This window comes from Rossellomorea sp. H136, from assembly GCF_056838065.1.
This window is the reverse complement of record NZ_CM166371.1, coordinates 3820862-3842763: the sequence shown is the minus strand read 5'-3', so window position 1 is coordinate 3842763 and position 21902 is coordinate 3820862. Positions and strand designations below refer to the sequence as shown.

Below are 21902 nucleotides of genomic sequence, written 5' to 3'. Positions count from 1 at the left end.
AGGTGAACTATCCGATCATCATTGAGGATATCGGCGAAAATTTCATTTTAACGGCGAAATTCCGATTTTAACGGCGAAATCTCGCATATAACGGCGAAATTCTAAATATATCGGCGAAACGATACTCTTCTCCAGTAAGCCTGTATTCTGGTCGCCGATTTTTCTGCATGCTATAATGAACTTTTTATTAAGATAAGGCGGAGTCGTTGCACGAAAATAGAGACTATCGTATGATTATCATGGTAATTGCAGATAAATAACCTATATACATTGAAAAAACACTAACGTGAATATAATTATGTGCATTTTTTAACAAACTATTGTAATCGCTTTTTTCTTTAGGTTTATTTAGTGTAAAATAAGATAAATAAATGAGTAGAAGAGTAAAGGAGAGTTAGCTATGAACGTTACAATATATGATGTAGCAAGAGAAGCAAATGTTTCCATGGCGACCGTTTCACGTGTTGTCAACGGAAATCCCAATGTAAAGCCGGCAACAAGAAAGAAAGTACTGGAGGTCATTTCCCGCCTTGGATATCGTCCGAATGCAGTAGCAAGGGGACTTGCAAGTAAGAAAACAACAACGGTCGGAGTCATCATTCCGGATATCTCTAATATTTTCTATGCGGAATTGGCACGTGGAATTGAAGATATCGCAACCATGTACAAATACAATATTATCTTAAGTAACTCGGATCAAAATGCGGAGAAGGAACTTCATCTTCTTAACACGATGCTTGGTAAACAAGTGGACGGAATTCTGTTCCTTGGCGGGCACATTTCCGAGGAACATGTCCAGGAATTCGAACGTTCCCCGGTTCCAATCGTATTAGCTGGAGCTGTGGAAGAAACAAGCAAGGTTCCTTCAGTTAATATCGACTACAAAGCGGCTTCCTACGATGCTGTTACGGAATTGTTGGAAAAAGGACATAAACGTATCGGATTTGTAAGTGGTCCTTTCCACGATACAATCAACATGAAGTTTAAATTAGAAGGGTATCGTGAGGCACTCGCTAAAGCCGGAGTTGAATATAGTGACGACCTGGTTGTTGAAGGTGAGTACACATATGATTCAGGACTTGAAGCCTGGCAGAGGTTTTCTGAGCTTGAGGATAAGCCGACCGCTATATTCGTCGGAAATGATGAGACGGCCCTTGGAGTCGTTCACGGTGCGCAGGATCAAAACGTGTCCATTCCTGATGAAGTTGAAGTGATCAGCTTCGATAACACAAGATTGGCGCTTATGGTTCGACCACAGTTAACTTCCGTTGTTCAGCCTTTATATGATATCGGGGCTGTGGCGATGAGATTATTAACGAAATATATGAACAAAGAAACGGTTGAAGAATCTACAGTTGTTCTTCCTCATCGAATTGAACATCGGAACTCAACAAAATAAGAAGTTTGTCGATATAAGAGATAAAGACAAACAGAACTTATTTTTGTAGGGAGAGTCAAAATGAAAAAGCTTGATGTTCTTACACCAATCGGGGTTGTAGTAGGGTTTCTATTCGTCGCTTTCGCCATCATTACGAACGCTGGTGTTACAGGCTTCAGTTCCTTTGTGGATCTGCCTTCCATGTTTGTTGTGATAGGCGGGTTGATCGCTGCCATGCTGGTCAGTTTCTCTATTAAGGAATTGAAGCAACTGGGGAAAGTGATGAGAGAATCCTTTCGTGACGAGGAATACGATCTTCAGGGCCTGATTCGCACGTTTGTGACCCTATCAGAAAAAGCGAGACGTGAAGGCCTTCTCGCATTAGAGGCGGAAGTGGAAGAGGTTGAGGATCCTTTCATTCGAAAAGGAGTCCTGTTAGCCGTCGATGGAATTGAGCAGGACGTGATTGTGGATATCATGAATGCCGAAATCATCGCTTTAGAAGAGCGGCATCGTAAAAATAAAAGTTTATTGGACAAGGCGGGGGAATATGCACCTGCCTGGGGGATGATCGGGACCTTGATTGGTCTCGTACTGATGTTAAAGAATTTAAATGATCCAGCGTCATTAGGGCCTAATATGGCCATCGCCTTATTAACGACTCTATATGGATCGATCCTTGCAAACCTTGTCTTCTTACCAATGGCATCCAAATTAGCGATGAAAACAGAAAAAGAAGTGTTTATGAAACAAATCGTGATTGAAGGTGTCGTCGGTGTACAATCCGGTCAAAATCCGAAAATATTGGAAGAGAAACTGAGAGTTTTCTTATCCAATGAGGAACTGGAGATGTACTCTGGCAGGAAGCAAGAGGAGGCAGCATTCGATGAAGCGTAGACGAAGACATGTGTCTCAGCCTACGGGTGCACCGAAATGGATGGTAACCTTTTCTGATCTCATTACTCTTATTCTCGTATTCTTTATTTTACTATTTTCCATGTCTCAAATTGATATCGTGAAATTCAGGACCATCGCTGATTCCTTTCAGCAGCGTCAAATACTTGAGTTTTACCCTTCTGTCATTCCATTCGAGAATCCTTCAGCTGAACCTGAAATGGAGATGGAGAAAACTCAGCCTCAAAGCAGTGAGGAAACCGATAAAGAGTTGAATCAGCTTTTAGCCGATATTCAAAGCTACTTAAATGAAAACAAACTAAGTGACGTTGTAGTGGCCACAAGAACCGAGCGCGGAGTCGTGCTGGTCCTTCAGGAGCAAGCACTGTTCGCTTCAGGTGAAGCAACGGTCCTTGAGGACGCTTATCCGTTCTTAAATAAAGTTGGCGATCTTTTATCGAGGATACCAAACTTCGTGAAAGTGGAGGGACATACGGATAATCGTCCCATCGGTACATATCGGTTCCCATCAAACTGGGAGCTCTCCTCTGCAAGGGCAAGCAGTGTGATCCGGTATCTCGTTCAAACCGAAAACATAGATCCGAAGCGCTTCATTGCTGTCGGATATGGGGACACTCGACCAATTGCCCCCAATGACACAAGGGAAAATCTTCAAAAAAACAGGCGTGTGGAAGTGATCATAACAGATCCTGCATATGAGGAACAATAAAAACCAAGGACTTCTCAATGTGATGAGAGGACCTTGGTTTTTAAAATAGATTCGTAGAGTTATGAAATACTTACCCCTTCATCCCATTAGCTGCCCGGCTTTTGCCTCAGCTGCTGCCGGACGGAATAAAGAGCTTTCTCTACGGTTTGTTTATTCTTCTCTGTGATCTCGCCTTTTCTCGGGATAGGTTTGTAAATGTCAGGTTTATCCCACCATTCATTTGGCAAGGTAACCCCTGCTTTCCTCTGCCAGCGTTCCGTCCATTTAGCTGGGAATGAAGAGGTAAGGTCCATTCGATCGGTCATTTGCATCCAAATCAGTGCCCAGGCTCTCGGAACCACTCTCCAAATGTCGTAGCCCCCGCCCCCAACGGCAATCCATTTGCCCCCGCAATACTCATGAGCCAATTCGTGGGCGATACGAGGGATTTCCCGGTATATATTCATGGTAGCCGAAAGGTGGGTGAGTGGATCATAATAATGGGCATCTGCCCCGTTTTGAGTCAAAATGACGTCGGGCTTGAAGAATTCAATTACTTCGCGAAAGGAAGTTTCGTAAGCTTCTAGCCAGGACTCATCCTCTGTAAAAGCATCGAGTGGGATATTGAACGAATACCCATATCCTTTTCCGTGACCGCGTTCATTAATATTACCTGTCCCTGGGAAGAGGTAGCGACCCGTCTCATGGATGGAAAGGGTACACACGTCCGGATCATCGTAAAAGGACCACTGAACGCCATCTCCGTGATGAGCATCTGTATCGACGTATAGGACCCGGGCACCGTACTTTTCCTGCAAGTAGCGGATTGCCACCGAACTGTCGTTATAAATACAGAAGCCTGATGCTTTACCTTTGAAACCATGATGCAGACCACCGCCGAGATGGAGGGCATGCTTCGCTTTTCCCGTCATGACAAGATCAACAGCCGTCAACGTCCCGCCTACCAAATAAGCACTCGCTTCATGCATTCCTTGAAACATCGGGGTATCTTCTGTACCAATTCCAAACCCTTCTGCCTGATTTTGAGAGAGTTGGCCGACACTCGCTCTCTTGACGGCGTTTACATAATTGGGATCATGATTAAGAAATAACTCTTCATCGGTAGCCATTCGTGGTGGAACGATTTCATCTGATTGAAGAGCATTTGCTTCTTTGAGTAAATCCATCGTCAAGGTCAATCGGGTTTGATTGAAGGGATGCTCATCAGAGAACCGATACCCCAGGAGTTCGTCTGAATAGATGAAAACAGCATCTTTTGTCATGAGGAGATTCCTGGCATGTTTGGCCATAACACGTCATATCCTTCTCTCTTTAGATCATTGATCACATTCATCGGATTCATCGTTCTTACTCGGAACACAAGGATTTTATACTGTTCGTCCTTTTTATCCGGATAGACAAGTACACTTTGAATATTGGAGTTATTCCTTCTGATGATACCGGCTACCTCGTATAGAATGCCCGCTTTATGTGGGACTTTCACTTCGATTTGAGAGCCGGGCTGATGTGCTCCCGTCAGTTGAATGAGCGTGTACAACAGGTCGGTTTCAGTAATGATTCCGACCAGCTTCTTTTCCTTCAAAATAGGGAGGCAGCTGATCCGGTGCTCATAAAAGAGAGCCGCAACCTCTTCGACAAAATCGAGAGGATGACCTGTGATCACATCTTTCTTCATGATCAATTTAAGAGGATTCTGTAATTCACTGGTTGTGGACTCATCATGAAAAATAGATGGGGTACCGTCTTTTACATCACGGTCACTCACGATCCCGATCACTTCCATATCATGATTGGTAATCGGTATATGCTTGATCTTCTTCTCCCGCATTAATTTTATGGCTGTTTCAATTGTATCGTCTGCCTTTAATGTTTCGACTTTCGTTTTCATAATTTCTTCTACAATCACGTTCTCCACCCCTTTAGAAAACTTGTCAGAATTCCATTAATACATAAAACGATTCATAAACCTCAGTTGATCAAATCGTTGGATGGAATCCGGGTCCACTCTCGTACCAATTCTCGCCATTAAACAATTCGCTGGATGGGAACTGATTTCAGGGTCATCCGTTGCGTAATATTCCAATCCGCCGGCGTTCATCATTTTTTCCATCACTTTACGATATTCCCACACGTTCAGGCCGGTTCCTTTGAGGTCCCAGTGCCAATAATATTCAGTCGTAATGACGATGTAGTCTTCCATATGATCATCCATCATGGAAACCTTTAAAAGATTTTTTCCGACGGAAGCCCCGCGGAATTTAGGGATGACCTCGATTGCTCCAAGCTCAATCAGATTTTCCATTTTTCCTTGAGACCAGCGTTCAAGGGGATCAGGATATAAATATGTAACATAGCCTACAATCGTATGATGATCTCTCGCGATAAGGATTCGGCCTTCCGGTAAACCGGCAATCTCTACAAGGGCTTTATGCTGCTGGGCAGGAGGTCTGAATGCGACCAAGTCCTCGTGAAAGTCTAGCCTGGCTAATTCTTCAGCGGAAATCGGACCTTCAATAATGATATTTCCCTTTATTGTTTTCAATTCTGTTGCATTATAGGTTTTTTTCAATTTCATCTGGACACCACCTAAAGATATTCCTCAAGTCCATTATACATGAAATTAAAAAATGTATAGCGCTTTCACAAAATTTTCAGACGTTTGAAGTGGGGAAGCTATTTTGCAATACCTATCTAGAACAAGGGTTTGAAGAGTTTTTACTCGAAACGCAGAAAGGAGCGCCTTGTGGCAGATTTTTTAAAAAATTGAGAAAATATTAAATTTATACTATAATAAGATTGTAATTTCTTACATAAGGGGGATGCGGTATATGAAAGTGGAAGCGTTACCAGTAACGAAGGGAAACTATAATCTTGAAAGCTATGAAAATACGTATGAATCATTTGATTGGAAAGATGTCGAAAAAGAATTTTCATGGTCGGAAACAGGGCGTGTCAATCTGGCTCATGAAGCGATTGACCGACATGCAGTAACTTTCAGGAAAAATAAAGTGGCTCTTTATTACCGAGATGCAGAACGTGATGAAAAATATACGTACTCTGATATGAAGAAGATGTCGAACAAAGCAGGAAATCTATTGAAGCGTTTTGGGGATGTGGAAAAGGGTGACCGTGTCTTCATCTTCATGCCGAGATCACCGGAATTGTATTTCTCCGTATTAGGTGCGATCAAGTTGGGTGCCATCGTTGGTCCTCTGTTTGAAGCATTTATGGAGGGAGCCGTTCGTGATCGTCTGGAGGATAGTGAAGCAAAGGTACTGATCACAACTCCTGAGCTATTAAAGAGGGTTCCAGTAAGTGAACTTCCAAACTTAAAGCATGTTTTCTTAATTGGGGAAGATGTACAGGAGGACGATGTCCATATTGACTTCCTTTCAAAATTTGCTGAAGCGAGCGATAAACTGGCAGTAGAATGGGTAGACCGGAACGATGGGTTGATCCTTCACTATACATCAGGGTCCACAGGAAAACCAAAAGGGGTCCTTCATGTCCATAACGCTATGATCCAACATTATCAAACTTCCAAATGGGTACTTGACCTTCAGGAAGAGGATGTGTATTGGTGCACAGCGGATCCGGGCTGGGTCACAGGGACTTCATATGGAATCTTCGGTCCGTGGCTGACAGGTGCCTCGAACGTCATTGTAGGGGGACGCTTTAAGCCGGAGAACTGGTATAAAACGATCGAAGATTATGGAGTAACGGTTTGGTACAGTGCACCAACCGCCTTCAGGATGTTGATGGGTGCAGGGGATGAAGTCGTGAAACAATTCGACTTAAGCTCGCTTCGCCATATCCTGAGCGTAGGAGAACCGCTGAATCCAGAAGTTGTCCGCTGGGGAATGAAAGTATTCAATCTGCGAATCCATGATACTTGGTGGATGACTGAAACAGGCGGTCAATTGATCTGTAATTATCCTAGCATGGAAATCAAGCCTGGATCCATGGGGAAACCATTCCCGGGTGTGAAGGCGGCGATTGTGGATGATCAAGGAAACGAAGTGCCTCCTTACCGCATGGGGAACTTAGCAATTAAAAAAGGCTGGCCATCCATGATGAACCAGATCTGGAATAATCCACAGAAGTATGAATCATACTTCATGCCTGGTGACTGGTATGTTTCAGGAGATTCAGCTTATATGGATGAAGACGGATATTTCTGGTTCCAGGGCCGAATTGATGATGTCATCATGACGTCTGGAGAACGAGTGGGTCCATTTGAGGTAGAAAGCAAGCTCGTAGAACATCCGGCAGTTGCCGAAGCAGGCGTCATTGGAAAACCTGATCCTGTTCGCGGCGAAATCATCAAAGCTTTCATTGCACTTCGCGACGGTTACGAAGTGACAGATGAGTTGAAAGAAGAGATTCGCCAATTCGTGAAAAAAGGATTAGCTGCCCATGCGGCTCCAAGAGAAATAGAATTCAGAGACAAGCTGCCGAAAACTCGAAGCGGGAAAATCATGCGTCGCGTGTTGAAGGCATGGGAATTAGACCTTCCTACCGGTGATTTAAGTACAATGGAAGATTAATAGATGAAAGAACCTCTGCTCGTGATGAGTGGGGGTTTTTTCGTGGTCTGGAGGAGTAGGAGGTGAGGATGATGGAATTTGTCGATTTATGAGTAACGGCAGATAAATTTCCAAAATGGCATGAAAGATTAAAGGGACAGTCCAAATCCAGCCCTTCACCCTCATCCAATATAAAAAAACGAGCAAAAAGTAAATACTTTTGCTCGTTTTTTAAATTGCTATCTAATTCTGCTCAGCAGGTGGTTCAGGTTCAGCTGGTGGCTCGGTTCCTCCATTGTCACCGCCGCCATCATCAGCAGGTGGTGGCTCAGGCTTGTCTGGTTTAGGAGGAGGATCAGCCGGTTTATCACCAGGCGGTTTCGGATCCGTTGCCGGCTTCTCAGGCTTCGGTTCCGGTTTTGGCTCTGGTTTTCCGATTTGCACAGTGTTGGAAGGTGTAGATTGTTTTCCTGCTACATCAACAGCAACCACATAGAAATCACCATTTCCAACGGAAACTGAATAATTCCCGCCAGACTTGACACTGCCGACCTTGCCGCCAGATTTACTATATACACGATATCCGACGACATCTCCGCTTGCAGAAGGGGTCCAAGTGATGGTATTACCATTAGCACTTGTTTTTACCGTCCCTGGAGCAACTCCGTCGTCAGAAATTTTGTTTTCTGCAATCAGAACATTTTTGAATCGATTGTCACCTTCCGGAATGAGTTTGTTTGGATTTCCAGGTACAGAACCAAATACATTCTTCACAAAGTCAGGGTTCAAGATCACTCCCGGTTGTGAAAATTCTTCCGGCGTATTAGGCAGAGCTAAATATTTCTTTCCGTTTACCATGACATAACGGCTCATGAGTAAGCTGTCATCTGTTTTGGTTGGTACATATTTAGCGTTGAATAAGTCACTTTTCACTAACCCCGCCTGACTGCATGCTTCTGATGGCAGCAATCCGGAAATGGAACAGAAGGATCTTCTTACAATGCCTTCCGGTGCTGTGAACGAACCTTCGGGATCAATCAGTTCAGGAGCCAGGTCTCTTGTATCATTTAATAAGTATGACCATAAGCGGATATTTCGCAATCCATAATGTCCATATTGTGCTCTCGATTCTGCTGTATTTAATGATGAAGGTGTATCATATCCGAACCAGGTTCCAAATGTAATGCTCGGATTCGATGCGACAAACCAGTGATCCTTGTATTCCTGACTCGTTCCGGATTTCCCGGCCCAGTCAGAACCAAAGTTCAGGAATTTCTTCGCATAGCGACCTGTCCCAAGTGAATGATCCAGGGTATCCCTCATCATATCGATGGCAAGGTAAGCTGTTTGTGGACTGAATACATCCACCGGTTCTACTTTATGTTCAAACACCACATTGCCATCTTGATCGACAATTTTATCTATCATGTAGGCATCTATGAATTTCCCGCCATTTGCAAAAGTAGTATAGGCATTTACATTTTCTTCGACTGTTACACCACTTGTGGTGGCCCCCAGTGCAAGTGACAGGTTGTTATCATATCGGCTGTTTAGTGATGAAAAGCCCATTTTTAGAAGGAATTCTTTAAATGGATTTCGGTTATAAATATTGGCATAAGTTCTTACAGCAGGTAAGTTCAATGATTCTGCAAGTGCATATCTTGCAGGGAAAAGTCCACGTTCATTAAGCGAGTAGTTTTCAGGCGTCCACCCATTGATGTTCACACCAACGTCAGGAATAGGGGATCCAGGTGAAATGTATCCGTATTCCAGTGCCGGGGCATAAGCAAGTAAAGGCTTCATGGTAGACCCGTTCGATCTCAGTGACTGGGTGGCGTGGTTGATTTGTTCCGTTTTAAAATCACGGCCGCCAATGAAACTGATGATGCGTCCTGTTTTATTTTCAATCATGATTGCTCCGACCTGAACCGGCTCCTGCACTTCCACTTCTTCTCCTGTTTCAGGGTCAGTTGCCGTTACATATTTCGGAGGTCCATACATTTCGTAGGCATCTTTCGTCTTTTGCATTTGATCATAGATTTTTTTATCGATAGTTGAGTGAATCTTATAACCGCTTTGACGGACATTGCGGTCCGCGAGCGTTCGGTATTTATCTTCAAGTTCATCATTATTTTCAAGATCCTGTTTTGAATAGCCGTCTTTTTCGGCAAGTACATCCGTCATGATGTCCACTGCTCTGCTTTCAAGTTCGGCAGTCAGCCAAGGATACTGTTCACTCGGTGATGCTTTAGGCTTGATGAAATCTTTCGACAGGTCATAGGCAACAGCATCATCGTACTCTTTTTTCGTAATATAACCTTCTCGGTGCATTCTGTAGAGTACAGTGTTTTTTCGGCTCATTCCAGCTTCCAGATTCTCTTTCATTTCTCCACTATTCGTAAATGGTGTGTAAGAGAATGGAGCTTGAGGAAGTCCTGCAATGAACGCCGATTGAGGCAAGGTTAAGTCCTTGGCATCGACTCCGAATATCCCTTGGGCAGCAGATTGGACCCCGGCGATATTCCGACCGGAAGAATTACGTCCAAGTGTCGCTACATTCAGGTACGCTTCCAGAATTTCGTCCTTTTCAAAGAAACGTTCCAAGCGAAGGGCGAGGAGTATTTCTTTCGCTTTTCTTTCAAATGATACTTCATTCGTCAATATTTGGTTTTTGATTAGCTGTTGTGTGAGTGTACTTCCACCTGATTGAGTGGAGGAATTGGTGAATTCCTGTAGTACGGCACGCATGATCGCTTTCGGTACGACACCGTTATGTTCTTTGAAGTATTCATCTTCCGTGGCAATTACAGCATTTCGCAGATCTTCAGAAACATTCTCGAGCTTCACTTCTTCGCGCTCTAAGTCTGTTCGGAGTTTCCCCAAATATACATCATTGGCAAAGTATAGCTGCGATGTTTCTTCGTAGTTGTAAATGTCCTTTTTCATTTGGTCATAAGGACGGATCGGTTCTTCCTTGACGAGAGAAGCGAAATATCCCGCTCCGACTCCTCCTGCAAATGCGAATCCCAGTACAAAGATCACGACCAGGATCAACGACAGATTCCAGAATACTCCGTATGTAATTCTTGCTCGTTTTTGAACTCCAGTATTTGAAAAGAACCTGATTGCAGGGTCTAATTTTTCGAGTAATTTGTTCCATTTTTCCTTCATATATCATTCCCCCCAGAACATTCCCATTATAGCATATTTACAGGAAGGCTGTCGTAAAAAGTCAAATAAAATGGTCTTTTATCATGTGTTTAGTTGACTAATATTTTAGAATATGGTAAAAACCTTATATAGCGAAATGAATGACGATCCGGCACACAGTCGGATTTACTTACAAAAAAATGAACGTGTGATCGCAATGAGAGGAATAAGTAGTCTGCCTTCCCTGTTATAAAGAGAGTCAGTGGTTGCTGTGAACTGACACAAATGGCCGATGAATTACATCCTGGAGCTTTTGCTGTGAACCTTAGTAGCAGCAAACGGTTAAAGCCGTTATCTTTAATGAGTGAAGGATGTAATTCCTTAATTTGGGTGGTACCGCGCGACAGCGTCCCTGCATTTATGCAGGGACTTTTTTGTTGTCTTGTTTTACAAAAAAGGAGGAAAAAACATGGATTTGATAAAGGACTTGGAATGGCGTGGAATCACGTATCAACAAACGGATGCTGAAGGGTTGAAGGCCCTGTTGAATAAAGAAAGCATCTCCATCTACTGCGGGATCGATCCAACAGCAGATAGTATGCATATCGGGCATCTGCTCCCATTTTTAACATTAAGACGATTCCAGAATCAAGGGCACCGTCCTCTTGTGTTGGTGGGAGGGGCAACCGGATTGATCGGTGACCCGAGTGGTAAAAATGAAGAGCGTAAACTGCAGACAATTGAAGCGATTCAGGGGAATGTAGCGAGCATTAAAGTACAGCTTGAAAGCATCTTTGATTTCGAAGGGGAAAATGGGGCAGTGATGGTGAATAACTATGACTGGATCGGAGCGATGGATGTTGTCACCTTCCTTCGTGATTTCGGTAAGCATGTGGGTGTAAATTACATGCTGGCGAAAGATACGATTGCGTCACGCTTGGAATCAGGTATTTCGTTCACTGAATTTACTTATACCATTCTGCAAGCCCTGGACTTCAATCATCTATACGACAACTACAATTGTAAGCTCCAAATCGGCGGCAGTGATCAGTGGGGGAATATCACGACTGGCCTTGAACTGATCAGACGTACCCACGAAGAAGAAACGAAGGCGTTTGGTTTCACGATTCCACTTGTAACGAAAGCAGATGGAAGTAAATTCGGTAAAACGGAAAGTGGAGCGATTTGGTTGGATCCGAAGAAGACATCTCCTTACGAATTCTACCAGTTCTGGATCAATGCGGCCGATGCGGATGTCGTGAAATACTTGAAATACTTTACATTCCTTTCACACGAAGAGATCGATGCTTTGGCACAGTCTGTTGAAACGGAACCTCACCTTCGCAAGGCGCAAAAAGCACTGGCTGAAGAAATGACCAAACTGATTCATGGTGAAGAAGCGCTAGATCAAGCCATCCGCATCACACAAGCATTATTCAGTGGTGAGATCAAATCTTTATCGGCTTCTGAAATTCTTGAAGGATTTAAAGATGTTCCTTCATTCGAACAGCCTAAAGGAGAAGCGATCGGATTAATCGACCTTCTCGTAAATGCGAAAATCTCACCATCTAAGCGACAAGCGCGTGAAGATGTCGGAAATGGTGCAGTATACCTTAACGGTGAACGTGTAACAGACCTTCAGCATGTGATTGATGAGAAAGATATGATTGAAGGACAATTTACCATCATTCGCCGCGGAAAAAAGAAATATTTTAGAATTCAGTACGTATAATACTATTATTGAATCTGTCAGTGCGGTATCCGTTTCTCTTTTGTGGAGCGGGTACCGTGCTTTTTATTAGTGTGCAAGAAGAAGTTGAAAATATATCTGAAAAGTTGAAGGTTGAAAAGAAATGCTTCTAATGATTACATTCAGTACCGAAACCCGTCCTGAATTGTAATGAATTCTTATTTATTTTACAAAATGTCCAAATGCTGACTCAATCTAATTTTATTAGACACAAAAAAACACTGCCCATAAAATGGACAGTGTCTTTCCTACAAAGATTAACGAGAGTAGAACTCAACGATAAGAGCTTCGTTAATTTCAGCCGGTAATTCAGAACGTTCAGGAACGCGTGTGAAAGTACCTTCTAATTTGTCAGCATCGAAAGTTAGGAATTCAGGAACAAAGCTGTTCACTTCCATCGCTTCTTTGATGATGTCAAGGTTACGTGATTTTTCACGAACTGAGATTGTTTGACCAGGAAGTACGCGGAATGAAGGGATATCTACGCGAGATCCGTTCACTGTTACGTGACCGTGGTTAACAAGTTGACGTGCTTGACGACGAGTACGAGCTAAACCTAAACGATAAACAACGTTATCCAGGCGGCACTCAAGTAACGCCATGAAGTTTTCACCGTGTTTACCTTGTAATTTGCCAGCTTGGTCAAATAGGTTACGGAATTGACGCTCAGTTACTCCGTACATGTGACGAAGTTTTTGCTTCTCTTGAAGTTGTAAACCGTACTCAGAGATTTTTTTACGTTGGTTAGGACCATGTTGTCCAGGAGCGTAAGGACGCTTTTCTAATTCTTTACCCGTTCCGCTTAGAGAGATTCCAAGACGACGAGATAATTTCCAGCTTGGGCCAGTATATCGAGCCATGAATGACTCCTCCTTTATTGTTTTTATTTTGTTGTAAAATAAAAACACCTGTGAATAAACAATTATGTGCATTTTGTTTTCATGTACCTTCGCCCTAGCAGCAGAGGGTTACAAGATACACCTCAAGATGTAGAGGAACAAAATACGATCATAAAGGACTTCACTGAAGCTGCATTATTTTACACAAAGAATATTATATGACGGGAGAGAATAGAAGTCAAGGAAGTATTTTAAGATGAACAGGTTTCATAGATTCTTGCGAGTGTTGTTCTCTAAACAAAATAGTCCAAAAGTCATTTTTTGTGATATAATAAAAGTTGGAAAATATGTTGAATAGGTGAATGTTGTTGAAAGAATCAAAAAGAGAAAAGACCCTTAGATTTGTATTGATTGGTCTGTGCGTCCTGGTTGTTTTCGGAGGGTTTGTTTATTCTTCCAATTCCTCATTACAAGTAGATGAGTCTGGGCAATCGATCCATGCGGAGGTATTAACTGCAGGAAATAGAGAGCAGAACCCCGTCATCGCTGTAGCAAAGATGGCTCAAGATCAGCCTGTTCTTATTATATATGAACTTGATAGAAGCAATCAGTATTATTTTAAGGTATTACATAGTGTGTCGTTACAGAAAAGAGTGAAAAAGATAGGACTCACAAAAGATAAAGATGGAATTTGGGTCCAATTAGATAAGAAACAATGGGTATTATTTTCAAGATCTTTAGAGGTTTTACAAGAGAAGAAAGATGTTCCTTCATCAGTGATTTCCAGTAAACAACCCTTTAAATATGATGAGCATCATCAATTGATAGACATTTCCTTTAGAGAGGACAAAGACCCGATTCAACTGGATTTGTCAGATCAGAAAGCTGAACCCGCGGAAGTCCATTCCTTATCGGTAGATCAGCCTATATGGCTCGTGGTATTACAAGAAGATCTGGTGCTGGCTCAAGGTCAATGATGTTAATAGTTTCACAAACCTTTTAGGTGTGGGTGAGAAAAATGTACGTTGTTCATAATTCATTGCTTGAATATAAGTCAAAGCTGTTTGATTTAATCTATGAAGAAATGTCAGTTGAATTGGGGCATTCTGCTCATTTGCAAAAGTGGCTGACAATTATTAAAGACTGCCTTGATATTGATCGGGCATTTTTATATTTTTATAGCGAGTCTGCCTATCTCTTATATCACCCCAGTGACAATGAGGAAGTTCCCCTCACGCTTGCTGAAACGAAGGAGAAATACATTTTTCGTCCTGTAATGGTTGAGGAAGAGGATAATTTCAACATCCGTTTTCACTTTACGAATAAAGATGGCAGTCCCCTGGCGATGCTTTTAGTAAAGAGGGATGAACGTAAAGAAGTGGCAGACGATAGCTGGCTCCATTCCTTTTGGGAAGCCAGCAATCAATTTTTACAGCATACAGGTGGAATCCAGGCCGTACTCGAAGATGAAAAACGGTACAGGGAATTATTTAAAGTAACGGAGATCTTTCACTCAACAAGGGATGTTCATACGCTTCTCGTGCAGATCATTGAAACGTTGAAGCATGTGTTTCCAATCGATGAATTCCACTTGTTATTGTCTAACGACCGGTATGAATTCGGGACACTCCCCATTAAAAATTTTGACTTTGATCGTGCCAATGAGTCTGCCATGCAGGCATTTGTCAATGGGAGTATCGAAGTGAGGGAACAGGATATCCTGTATGCACCTTTAAAAGGGAAACAGGGAATCTATGGCGTTCTCGAAGTGAAGTCAAAGGCCCATTTCACCTTTACGGAACAGAAGATCGAGTTCATTCGCTTAGTTGCATATACAGCAGGGAATGCCCTTGAAAATGCCAAGCTCTATGAACAATCAAAAAGGCTTATTACCGATTTGCAGCTTATTAATGAAACCTCCCATCAGTTAAATTTGAATTTACGATTAACGGATACGGTCTTATTTTTAAAAAAACAGATTAAACGATCCTTTCAGGCATCAGCCATCGGATTTGTTCTCCTTCAAAAAGGGGAGTATAGAATCCTGGAAGAAAGCTCTCCTGTTTTTTTTGAACAAGAAGGTGAAAAGTATATCTCTTATGTAAAGGGGAGAATCGAGAAGGAACGGGATGCCATCTTTTTAGGTGATGTAAGCGATCGATTCGATATGGGAGTGGTCTTTCCTTCCGTTATGGCCGTCCCGATGATTCAAAATGAAGCCCTGCTAGGGTTTTGCATAGTGTTACATAAAGAACCGTACATGTTTTCATTTGATATGTACAAGCTGCTTCAGTCGTTTATCCATCACTCAACCCTGGCGATAACCAATGCAACCCTTCGTGAGAAACTTGAGCATATGGTCATTACCGATCATATGACCAAATTATTCGCACGGAATTATCTCGATGATGAGATGGAATCATCGATGAATAAAGACTCAGTGGGAACCTTGCTGTTGATCGATATTGACGATTTCAAGGCGATTAATGATAATTACGGCCATCAAATTGGGGATGAAGTCATTATTGGGGTGGCGAACCTGATTAAAGGAATCGTAAGTCATCATGGATTTGTTGCCAGATGGGGTGGAGAAGAATTAGCGGTCTATCTGCCTTCACTTGATCATGAGACTGGTTCTGACATTGCTCAACGCATTGTCGAGGAGATTCCGGTGAATACAGATCCTTCAGTGACTCTGTCCTGTGGCTTATCCACATGGAGAGTAGAGGATGACCAGTGCCCTAAGTCTGTAAAGGAATTAGTAAAGAAAGCAGATGAAGCACTCTATCATGCGAAAAATAATGGCAAGAATCAGGTTGTAAAAGATTGTGATGGAATCATCCTGGAATAAGAATGTTCGGGAACCCGTGAAATGAGTCGACATGTCTCTTACGGGTTCTTCTTTTTTGGCCATTCCTCTTTATCACTTTAGTGTAACCGCTTTCTTTTTTGTCGTGGTTATCATATTCTAGAATAGTAGTTACTTAGACTTAAAGGGAATACTGGGAGGAATACTGTATGAAAGAAGAGAAGCGTTTTGAAACAAGGGTGATTCATGAGGGGTATGCATCATCTCAGCACTTTGATAGTTTAGCGCCGCCTTTATATCAAACTTCTACTTATACCTTTGCAAATGCGAAACAAGGGGAAAATCGATTTGCCGGTGAAGAAGAAGGATATATATATTCAAGACTGGGTAACCCGACAGTATCGATTCTGGAAGACAGAATGGCATCATTGGAAGGCGGCGGGGCTGCCCTTGCCTTTGGTTCCGGTATGGCAGCTGTGTCCGCCGTATTATTCTCCTTAACCAAATCAGGAGATCATATCCTATGCTCTCAAGGCGTCTATGGCTGTACGTTCGGTCTGCTTCAGTTACTACAAGAGAAATTCTCCATTGATCATGATTTTTCCTCCATGAGTACAGAAGAGGAAATCCGGGAGAAAATCACAGAACATACGAGCTGTATATATGTAGAAACACCAATCAATCCGACTATGCAGTTAATTGATCTTGAGCTTGTCGTGAAGGTCGCCCGTGAAAAAGGGATTCCTGTAGTGGTTGATAATACATTCTGTTCTCCTTATTTACAACGACCGTTGGAACTGGGATGCGATATTGTCATTCACAGTGCGACGAAGTACATCGGTGGTCATGGAGATGTGGTCGCGGGGCTGGTTGTGGGATCACAGGAGAAGATGGCAGAAATTCGCATGACGACTCAGAAAGATATAGGAGGAATCATATCCCCCTTTGACGCATGGTTATTATTGCGGGGCTTAAAAACGTTGGCTGTGCGAATGGACCGTCACTGTGAAAGTGCAGAGAAGATTGCACGTCTGTTAGCCGAACACCCTGCGGTAGAAAACGTCATCTACCCGGGCCATTCCAACCATCCTCAACATGAGGTCATGAAGAAACAAATGAAGAAAGCAGGAGGAATGATTTCCTTTACGATAAAGGGTTCCAAGGAACAGGCACAGAAGCTGATGGATGATCTTGAAATGATCAAGATCGCCGTGAGTCTGGGGGATGCAGAAACATTAATCCAGCATCCGTCGACCATGACTCATGCAGTCGTACCTGAAGAGTCAAGAAAAAGCATGGGAATCAGTGACACGCTCCTAAGACTTTCGGTAGGATTGGAAGCGCCGGAGGATATTTGGGATGATTTATCGCAGGCGTTGGATAAGGCATAAGTAAAAGGGAAGGAAGGAACCGGGCTGGCTGGTTCCTTTCTTCCCTTTTAGTGATGTATTGTAATCGTGATTAGTGAGCAGCTGGTGTTCACAATTTGGCGCAACAAACGCTGAAAGTAGCACAACAAATGCTGAAAGTGGCACAACAACCGGCCAAAGTGGCACAACACCCCTTCGAATTGGACCATCCCCATCCACAAAAATAAAACAGACCCTGTCGGCAAGGTCTGTCAGAATGAATTTTAAAGGTGGCGCATTAGTTCTTCCACAAAAATCTCTAAGTACTTCTGATCCTCTTCATCAAATCTGGCTTTTTCCGGACTATCTATATCCAGTACGCCTATCAGTTTTCCCTCTTTCACAAGGGGAACGACGATTTCTGATTGAGAGGCTGCATCACATGCGATATGCCCGGGGAATTGATGAACATCATCAATCAAAAGTGTTTTTTGTTCACTTGCAGATGTACCGCAAACGCCTCGGCCCAATGGGATCCTTACGCATGCAGGCAGTCCCTGGAATGGTCCTAACACCAGTTGATTGCTTTCTTCTTCATATAAATAGAATCCTACCCAGTTAATACGGTCCATAAATTGATTTAAGAGGGCAGAAGCATTGCTTAAATTAGCAATTCGATTCGGTTCGCCTTCTAATAAAGCTTTCAGTTGTTTCGTAACAAGACCAAAGCCCTGTTCCTTTGTACCTTGATATTTTTCTGCTTTAAACACCAACAGCTCCCCCAATTCTACAAAATGTGCGTTATTTCATGTCCGTTTGTTCCCCCAAGCCCACTATACAACAGATCCTGTCGAGAAATACTTAAAGGAAATCCACATGAAAACACGAATTCTTTGAGTAAACAAACTATAATAGAAACATCTATTGAACCATTTTTAGCATAATTCTTCGAAACCTTCAATGATTTAGATTTTTTCATCAAAAGATTTTTAATATATTGAATTCTTGTCACTGTTTTTTTCATACGCCTATCATATTTGAAAGAAGGGGAAATATGAAAAAACTAGATACCTCAATACCGACGAAAGACGCCATTTTTCAAGCGGCAGTGTATTTGTTTTATGATCATGGCTTTGATGGGACCTCTGTCCGGGATATAGCAAAAAGAGCGAATGTTAATCCTGCTACCATCTCCTATTATTTTAAAGGGAAGCAGGGTGTGCTGGAAGCGTGCTTCACTCATTTCTTTGAACCGTATCTGCGCTTTCTTCAGGAAGAAGTGGAAGCCTTGAATTATGTAAGTGCGGATTTATGCTTAAAGCGGGCAGTGTACAAAATCTTGAAATTCCAAAGTGACCATCATCAATTATCCAGGTTTATCTGGAGGGAAGTTTCGATAGATTCACAGGTTGTTCGTGAAATCATTGCTTCCTATTTAATGAAGGAAAGACATTATATGAAGAGATTGTTTGAACAAGGGATGAAAGATCATGCCTTGAAGAAACAGCCTGTCAGCTTTCTGGTGATTCAGCTCAAGTCCATGCTGACAATGCCGTTTCTTAATAGCCAGCAACTAAGGGAAGTATGGCAAATGTTCCCGCAGGAATATTATTTTATTGATCAATACTACAAGAATATTGATCAATGGATCGATTTACTACTCGTCTCCGAAGCGAAGGAAGTCATGAAGAAAGAACTAATTATCTAAGCATGGAAAAGTGACAAAAGAACTCTTCTCAGTCAATTGAAGAGTTCTTTGTTTTTATCATTGCATCTCTGCGCTACCTTGACCGACACCTGCAGCTGTATGGGCATCGGACCCGTAAACGGTTTTGATTCCTAAGGAAAGAGCTTGTTGAATGATTTCTGTTGGGGGATAGGATTCACCACAGTAGGGCTTCACCAGGCCTGCTCCATTATAATCTAGTTCCAAATCACTTGATGCCATTTCTTTTAATATCAAAGAGGTTTTATCTGAAAAAGCATGGGATGCCGGATACAGCCTTTGAAATTTCTTTACGAGGGTCATATGGCCGATACGCTTAGGCTTATAGTATCCCAAGTCAGCTTTGATCGACTTTATCACAGTATTATAATAGTGTTCGTAAATCGCATCGACGGATCCGTAATAAGTAATCATAGATTGGAACACATCAGGACTGAAGTCCAGGCAATCCCATTTTCCCCCGTGCTCTAAAAAATGGACGGAAAGAATACTATCATCCAATCGGGGTCCGTATGTATTTAAGAATTCAGTTGTTTCTCTTTCGAAGCCTGCAATGTAGTCTATCTCTAACCCTGAACGAATCGTGATTTTATCTTTATATTTCTCCTTAACGAAATCCAGAGTTTGAAAGTATTCCAAAAGGTGCAATGGATCCATTCCGCTATCCTTGTCGGGTGTTGTATCTTCAAAACCCTTGGGAAGTGGCGCATGCTCCGTAAATGTTATTGCAGAATAGTTTAAGGAGAGCGCTTTTTCAATATACATTTCAAATGTATCGTCACTTCCATGGGGACAAAAAGGGGTATGAATATGTCCGTCCACTTTTACCAAAAGTCTTCACTTCCTTGTAAATAGTGATTATTTCTTAAGAAAAAAGTCTATTTTTCCTTGAATTTGCTGAAAATGACTTTTTATCACTGAAAAATTAGAAATTAATAGTCAAAAATTGTCGTTAACATGGTATCATTATAGCAATGAGAATTTATTAATGAAACATTCAAATTGATATAGATGTCTACTGAATAGTTGAACAGGGGGCTTAAGATGCAATTCGTCATCGCTGGAATAATACTAATCTTAATCGTATTCCTTATCGGATTTATCTCGAGAAAAAAATATTACGCTGAAATTGATCGCTATGAAGCATGGAAGATAGATATTATGAACAAGCCGGTTTCAGATGAACTCTCCAAAGTGAAGCAACTGAATATGACGGGGCAAACAGAAGAATTGTTTGACGGTTGGAGACAAGGATGGGATGAGATTGTTGCTGTACAGCTTCCTGATGTTGAAGAACTACTATTTGATGCAGAAGAGTACACCGATAAATTTCGATTTACTAGAACAAAAGAGATACTATCCCGTATCGACAAGGTTCTGACTGAAACGGAACAGAAAATCGAGGAAATTCTGACAGAGTTAAATGAGCTGATCGGCAGTGAAGAGAAGAACCGTGAAGAAATCCAATCTCTTCAAGAAGACTATCGAAACAGTAAAAAGCAGTTACTTGCGTATCGTCATACATATGGTCAAGCCGCTAAGTACATAGAGAACATTTTAGATAAGCTCTCTGAACAAATGGATCAATTCAATGACTTAACAGAGCAGGGGAATTATCTGGATGCAAGAGAAATAGTCCTTAGTCTGGCACAGGAAATGAAGGATGTTTCCTACAAAATGGAGACGGTTCCGAAGCTGATCACCGATTGCGAAAACCTTTTGCCTACACAATTGTCCGAGCTTGAAGCGGGATACGTGGAGATGAAGGGGCAAGGATATATGCTTGATCATATTGAAGTAGAGAAAGAGGTTGCATCCCTGAAGGATACCCTGCTCCACTTTAATAAAAATCTTGAAGAGCTGAAGGTAGAAGAGGTAGAAGAAGGAATCCAGGAAATTAAAGTAAAGGTCGAGAACCTTTATGATTTGCTGGAAAAAGAAGTACATGCCAAACATTTTGTCCAACAGTATAAAGATCAAACGACTGAAGGATTGATCAAGGCCAAGGAAGATAATGAAGATATTCAATCTGAAGTAACACTTGTGAAGCAAGGCTACCATCTTCAAGATGCGGACCTTGATACACCGTACGAAATTGAAACGAAAATCATTCAGCTTTCAAAGCGCCACGAAATGTTGATGAATAAAGAAGAATCGAATGAAACTGCGTTCTCCTCACTAAGTGATGAGCTGAAAGAAATCCGGAACGGTCTGGAAGAACTGAATCGGGAACAGAGTGAGTTTTCCATCTACTTACAAAACTTGCGTAAGGATGAGCTGGCGACCCGCGAAAAAATCCAGGAGCTTAAGAAAAAGGTGGCTGAAGCGAGCCGCATGATTTCAAAGAGTAATGTACCTGGCTTACCTGCTGATTACAAGGATCTTCTTGATGAGGTCCATCGGAAGATTGAGCAAGTGAATGCAAGTTTAACCGAGAAGCCTTTAAACATGAAGTTCGTTCAAGAAACTCTTCTTGGAGCAGAAGACACTGTCGATCATTTTTACACGAAGACGGGAGATTTGATCGAAAACGTGCTTCTATCCGAGAAAATCATTCAATACGGAAATCGCTACCGCAGTAAGTATAGTTCAGTCAAGGATGGACTTCAGTCTGCTGAAGAATCCTTCCGTCAATATGATTACCGCAAGGCATTGGAAGAAGCCGCAACAACGATTGAAAAAGTAGAGCCGGGTGCTCTTAAGAAAATCGAGAAAATGATGGATCTTGAGGAAAAATAATATTCATCACAA

At 42.2% G+C, this 21902-nt stretch carries 17 protein-coding genes and 1 other annotated feature; of the genes, 10 read left to right on the top strand and 7 right to left on the bottom strand.

Annotation, left to right across the window (positions count from 1 at the left end; genetic code table 11):
• Window positions 1–400: 400 nt before the first annotated feature.
• From ccpA to motS, 3 genes are read left to right on the top strand one after another with little or no spacing between them, the layout of a single operon-like run.
• Complete coding sequence (gene ccpA, locus ACYH0O_RS19595; protein WP_149157101.1) at window positions 401–1399, top strand: catabolite control protein A; 999 nt, start codon at window positions 401–403, stop codon at window positions 1397–1399.
• A gap of 60 nt (window positions 1400–1459) precedes the next feature.
• A complete protein-coding gene (motP, locus tag ACYH0O_RS19590; RefSeq protein ID WP_482630011.1) occupies window positions 1460–2275 on the top strand; it encodes a flagellar motor protein MotP in 816 nt (271 codons plus the stop codon).
• On the top strand, window positions 2265–3002 hold the full coding sequence (gene motS, locus ACYH0O_RS19585) for a flagellar motor protein MotS (protein ID WP_482630010.1): 738 nt from the start codon (window positions 2265–2267) through the stop codon (window positions 3000–3002). The genes motP and motS overlap by 11 nt, the downstream gene beginning before the upstream one ends.
• An 86-nt stretch (window positions 3003–3088) precedes the next feature.
• On the opposite strand, the gene ACYH0O_RS19580 is transcribed toward motS, so the two are convergent.
• Genes ACYH0O_RS19580 through ACYH0O_RS19570 form a run of 3 tightly spaced genes read right to left on the bottom strand, consistent with a single transcriptional unit; the run spans window position 3089 to window position 5577 of the window.
• Window positions 3089–4264, bottom strand: a complete 1176-nt coding sequence (locus ACYH0O_RS19580) for an acetoin utilization protein AcuC (RefSeq protein WP_482630009.1) — start codon at window positions 4262–4264, stop codon at window positions 3089–3091.
• Window positions 4261–4908 (bottom strand): acetoin utilization AcuB family protein, encoded by a 648-nt coding sequence (locus tag ACYH0O_RS19575; protein WP_482630008.1) that lies wholly within the window; start codon window positions 4906–4908, stop codon window positions 4261–4263. Before ACYH0O_RS19575 ends, ACYH0O_RS19580 begins: the two co-directional genes overlap by 4 nt.
• Window positions 4909–4944: 36 nt before the next feature.
• Entirely contained in the window at window positions 4945–5577 is a 633-nt protein-coding gene (locus ACYH0O_RS19570; RefSeq protein WP_482630007.1) for a GNAT family N-acetyltransferase, read from the bottom strand.
• A gap of 253 nt (window positions 5578–5830) precedes the next feature.
• On the opposite strand from ACYH0O_RS19570, the gene acsA reads away from it, so the two are divergent.
• Window positions 5831–7549 (top strand): acetate--CoA ligase, encoded by a 1719-nt coding sequence (gene acsA, locus ACYH0O_RS19565; RefSeq protein WP_482630006.1) that lies wholly within the window; start codon window positions 5831–5833, stop codon window positions 7547–7549.
• Window positions 7550–7771: 222 nt separating this feature from the next.
• Here acsA and ACYH0O_RS19560 read toward each other — a convergent pair whose 3' ends face one another.
• A complete protein-coding gene (locus ACYH0O_RS19560; protein ID WP_482630005.1) occupies window positions 7772–10699 on the bottom strand; it encodes a transglycosylase domain-containing protein in 2928 nt (975 codons plus the stop codon).
• A 187-nt stretch (window positions 10700–10886) separates the two neighbouring features.
• Window positions 10887–11095 (top strand) — a binding site (T-box leader).
• A gap of 52 nt (window positions 11096–11147) precedes the next feature.
• Between ACYH0O_RS19560 and tyrS the strand changes: the two genes are divergently transcribed.
• Window positions 11148–12410, top strand: coding sequence for a tyrosine--tRNA ligase (gene tyrS / locus ACYH0O_RS19555; RefSeq protein WP_149157109.1), 1263 nt, complete (start codon window positions 11148–11150; stop codon window positions 12408–12410).
• Window positions 12411–12685: 275 nt separating this feature from the next.
• Here the strand turns inward: tyrS and rpsD are convergent, their stop codons facing one another.
• On the bottom strand, window positions 12686–13288 hold the full coding sequence (gene rpsD / locus ACYH0O_RS19550; RefSeq protein ID WP_034765742.1) for a 30S ribosomal protein S4: 603 nt from the start codon (window positions 13286–13288) through the stop codon (window positions 12686–12688).
• Between the two features lie 347 nt (window positions 13289–13635).
• Here rpsD and ACYH0O_RS19545 point away from each other — a divergent pair, with 347 nt between their 5' ends.
• The 3 genes from ACYH0O_RS19545 to megL all read left to right on the top strand — a co-directional run bounded on the left by ACYH0O_RS19545 (window position 13636) and on the right by megL (window position 17467).
• Window positions 13636–14244, top strand: a complete 609-nt coding sequence (locus tag ACYH0O_RS19545; protein ID WP_482630004.1) for a hypothetical protein — start codon at window positions 13636–13638, stop codon at window positions 14242–14244.
• A 41-nt stretch (window positions 14245–14285) separates the two neighbouring features.
• A complete protein-coding gene (locus ACYH0O_RS19540) occupies window positions 14286–16118 on the top strand; it encodes a sensor domain-containing diguanylate cyclase (protein ID WP_482630003.1) in 1833 nt (610 codons plus the stop codon).
• Window positions 16119–16285: 167 nt separating this feature from the next.
• Window positions 16286–17467: a methionine gamma-lyase gene (gene megL / locus ACYH0O_RS19535; RefSeq protein ID WP_482630002.1), complete on the top strand. Its 1182-nt coding sequence runs from the start codon at window positions 16286–16288 to the stop codon at window positions 17465–17467.
• Window positions 17468–17709: 242 nt separating this feature from the next.
• On the opposite strand, the gene ACYH0O_RS19530 is transcribed toward megL, so the two are convergent.
• Window positions 17710–18195, bottom strand: a complete 486-nt coding sequence (locus tag ACYH0O_RS19530; protein WP_149157113.1) for a GAF domain-containing protein — start codon at window positions 18193–18195, stop codon at window positions 17710–17712.
• A gap of 284 nt (window positions 18196–18479) precedes the next feature.
• Between ACYH0O_RS19530 and refZ the strand changes: the two genes are divergently transcribed.
• The gene (gene refZ / locus ACYH0O_RS19525) at window positions 18480–19133 is read left to right on the top strand and encodes a forespore capture DNA-binding protein RefZ (protein ID WP_482630001.1); all 654 of its coding nucleotides are present in this window, start codon (window positions 18480–18482) and stop codon (window positions 19131–19133) included.
• Between the two features lie 57 nt (window positions 19134–19190).
• Here refZ and hisJ read toward each other — a convergent pair whose 3' ends face one another.
• Window positions 19191–19982, bottom strand: coding sequence for a histidinol-phosphatase HisJ (gene hisJ, locus ACYH0O_RS19520; protein ID WP_482630000.1), 792 nt, complete (start codon window positions 19980–19982; stop codon window positions 19191–19193).
• A 213-nt stretch (window positions 19983–20195) separates the two neighbouring features.
• On the opposite strand from hisJ, the gene ezrA reads away from it, so the two are divergent.
• Entirely contained in the window at window positions 20196–21890 is a 1695-nt protein-coding gene (gene ezrA / locus ACYH0O_RS19515; protein ID WP_482629999.1) for a septation ring formation regulator EzrA, read from the top strand.
• Window positions 21891–21902: the final 12 nt, after the last annotated feature.

Coding starts and splice junctions, on each gene's coding strand:
- ccpA (WP_149157101.1), top strand. CDS start 401: ATGAACGTTACAATATATGATGTAGCAAGAGAAGCAAATGTTTCCATG.
- motP (WP_482630011.1), top strand. CDS start 1,460: ATGAAAAAGCTTGATGTTCTTACACCAATCGGGGTTGTAGTAGGGTTT.
- motS (WP_482630010.1), top strand. CDS start 2,265: ATGAAGCGTAGACGAAGACATGTGTCTCAGCCTACGGGTGCACCGAAA.
- ACYH0O_RS19580 (WP_482630009.1), bottom strand. CDS start 4,264: ATGACAAAAGATGCTGTTTTCATCTATTCAGACGAACTCCTGGGGTAT.
- ACYH0O_RS19570 (WP_482630007.1), bottom strand. CDS start 5,577: ATGAAATTGAAAAAAACCTATAATGCAACAGAATTGAAAACAATAAAG.
- acsA (WP_482630006.1), top strand. CDS start 5,831: ATGAAAGTGGAAGCGTTACCAGTAACGAAGGGAAACTATAATCTTGAA.
- ACYH0O_RS19560 (WP_482630005.1), bottom strand. CDS start 10,699: ATGAAGGAAAAATGGAACAAATTACTCGAAAAATTAGACCCTGCAATC.
- tyrS (WP_149157109.1), top strand. CDS start 11,148: ATGGATTTGATAAAGGACTTGGAATGGCGTGGAATCACGTATCAACAA.
- rpsD (WP_034765742.1), bottom strand. CDS start 13,288: ATGGCTCGATATACTGGCCCAAGCTGGAAATTATCTCGTCGTCTTGGA.
- ACYH0O_RS19540 (WP_482630003.1), top strand. CDS start 14,286: ATGTACGTTGTTCATAATTCATTGCTTGAATATAAGTCAAAGCTGTTT.
- megL (WP_482630002.1), top strand. CDS start 16,286: ATGAAAGAAGAGAAGCGTTTTGAAACAAGGGTGATTCATGAGGGGTAT.
- refZ (WP_482630001.1), top strand. CDS start 18,480: ATGAAAAAACTAGATACCTCAATACCGACGAAAGACGCCATTTTTCAA.
- ezrA (WP_482629999.1), top strand. CDS start 20,196: ATGCAATTCGTCATCGCTGGAATAATACTAATCTTAATCGTATTCCTT.